This window comes from Halobacillus sp. BAB-2008 (assembly GCF_000328325.1).
Lineage (GTDB): Bacteria > Bacillota > Bacilli > Bacillales > Halobacillaceae > Halobacillus.
Map to the genome: position 1 here is coordinate 1 of NZ_ANPF01000124.1, position 2,290 is coordinate 2,290.

Below are 2,290 nucleotides of genomic sequence, written 5' to 3' on the forward strand. Positions count from 1 at the left end.
ATTCTATTATAATATAAAATTACCTATATCGAGATTTTTCTCTTTACATCCTTTATTATATAAGTAAATAACAATAAATGGAAGGGAGCACTATATGGTAAGCACAAACTTTTTGGATGGTAAAATTAAAAGGTTACAAAGAGAAATAAATCAATTAGAAAATAAAAGATCTAAAGCTGTAGATGATGAAGCATCAGCAATCAAGAAAATCAATAGAGCCAACGATACTATAAGTAGATCTAAACAATCGAGCACAATAAAAACTAAAGAAAGAGAAATTCAAAGAGAGAACAATAAAATTCAAAATGCAAAAAAGAAACAAGCAGACTTGTTAACCAAAATTTCTAAAAAAAATACAGAATATAATAAAGCTATGACCGATCTTAATAATGAAAGGCAAAAAGAACAGAACAAGATCTTCAAAGAGCAAGAGAAGAAAATTAATGATTATAAAATACAACAAAACCTCGCCCGAGATGAATTAGCAGTACAAAAAATGGATGAAGACCAACTTAAAGAATATGATGTATTTATTTCCCATTCAGCTAATGATAAAGATAGTTTCGTTAATGATTTAGCAGAAGCATTAAAAGATGCAAACGTAAGTGTTTGGTATGATTCCGATAGTATAGGTTGGGGGAAAAGCATTAGACAAGAAATCGATAATGGACTTGCCTATTCAAAATATGGGATTGTAGTAATTTCTCCTAGCTTTATAGAAAAATATTGGACTAACTATGAGTTGGATGGGATTTTAAGTAAAGAAGGAGCTACTAAGTCACAGATAATATTACCAATTTGGCACAATGTAACTGCAGATCAGGTACAGAAATATAGTCTGTCTTTATCTAATAAACTTGCTTTAAACACTGGCATTAATACTATAGATGAGATAGTTGAAAATGTTAAAAAACTTCTTAACTAGGGATTAAGGGAGACCTATGATTTACTTTTAATTCATCATTAGAAAATATTGCACTGCTATAAACGGGGCGAATTCCTTAATTCAGATTCGCCCCGTTTAGTTCAACAAATCGTTATTCCTCATCGTCATACAATCGATACAGCCCTTTATCTGTTAATTGTTTAATGACTTCTTCTTTATACGGAATATTCCCTTCGATTCGATACAAAACTGTATCATCCAAGATGGATTTCTCTTTAGTAATGGCTGTTTCTTTATGTTTAGCAACACGCTCATTCATTGCTTCTAAACTAGCCTCCTGATTTTTGATAAAAAAGCTTTTAAATACTTGTTGAAGTCATCCTCTGAACAATTATTAACCTTTATAAAGTGTAATTTCAGCTCACTTATTTGCTCCTTATTTAAAATACTAAACGTTCGTCCTATATGGTGAAATGCATGGCATTTTTCACAAATTAAATCTAAACCTTTTAGCATGCACAATAATTCATCTTTGGCATACTCCTCTATTTCGTGAACATGAAGTCTCTTTAACTCTTCAACAGGTGGGGCATGTCCGCAAATAGAACAGGTGTAATTGTGTTCTTCTAATACCTGAGCCCTAATTTTCTTCCATAGTGTTTGTGAAATATTCCTCCTAACAGTATTGCGATGATAAGCAGAGGGTTTTAAGTCGATTTTAAGTTTGAAATTTCTATAATCTGTTTTCATTAACATCCCTTTCTTCATTTATCTAATCAGTTTCTTATTGAATTAACCTGCTTCTTTAGTTATCATATGCCACGATATTCCCTGTTCTTATGTAATAAAGGACTAATGCTCTATTGAACAATCTCCCCCTTATGCGGAAGAATTGAAATCAAGATATTTAAGCATTCTCCTGTATACGCATGTCCGTATTTCACAGCTATTAGGATATGCCTGCCTGTTCATTGACCACCCTGTTAATTTCTCTCATCTTAAATTCTACAATTTGTTTAATTCTTGCTTCAGAGGTATATCCCTGAAAATACTTTTCAATTTCCCATGCCAACATCATCGTTGTATGATCTATATATAAATGGTGAAAATCTCTTCTATATGCATCATTACTTATCGATATATTTTTACTATTTAATAATTCTTTATAAGCTCTATATGTGTACTGCACCAGTTCTTCGTCATATACATCTTGCAACAATATAGTTATATCCCTTAGAGGTGAACCAATTGCAGTCCACTCCCAGTCAATAAACCAAATTTCATTATCGTAACCAAAAACATTCTCAAGGTGAGGATCGCCATGAGTGAGAGTTAAAGGACCTTTTACTGTATATTGACCAAGTTTTAATTTTTGGTAAGCACTTTCTATAAGTTTGGACCAAT

4 protein-coding genes are annotated in these 2,290 nt (G+C 31.8%); 1 reads left to right on the forward strand and 3 read right to left on the reverse strand.

Annotated features, from left to right (window positions below; all coding sequences use genetic code 11):
* Positions 1–94 precede the first annotated feature (94 nt).
* Positions 95–925 carry a toll/interleukin-1 receptor domain-containing protein gene (locus tag D479_RS19550; protein ID WP_008640596.1) on the forward strand — a complete coding sequence of 277 codons (831 nt, stop codon included), beginning with the start codon at positions 95–97 and terminating at the stop codon, positions 923–925.
* 112 nt (positions 926–1,037) lie between these two features.
* Here the strand turns inward: D479_RS19550 and D479_RS20910 are convergent, their stop codons facing one another.
* From D479_RS20910 to D479_RS19560, 3 genes are all read right to left on the reverse strand, one after another.
* Complete coding sequence (locus tag D479_RS20910) at positions 1,038–1,205, reverse strand: hypothetical protein (protein ID WP_193743904.1); 168 nt, start codon at positions 1,203–1,205, stop codon at positions 1,038–1,040.
* Between the two features lie 5 nt (positions 1,206–1,210).
* Positions 1,211–1,636 (reverse strand): HNH endonuclease, encoded by a 426-nt coding sequence (locus D479_RS19555; protein ID WP_008640598.1) that lies wholly within the window; start codon positions 1,634–1,636, stop codon positions 1,211–1,213.
* Between the two features lie 199 nt (positions 1,637–1,835).
* Positions 1,836–2,290, reverse strand: a 455-nt coding sequence (locus D479_RS19560) for a phosphotransferase (protein WP_008640600.1), incomplete at its 5' end; no start/stop codon positions are given.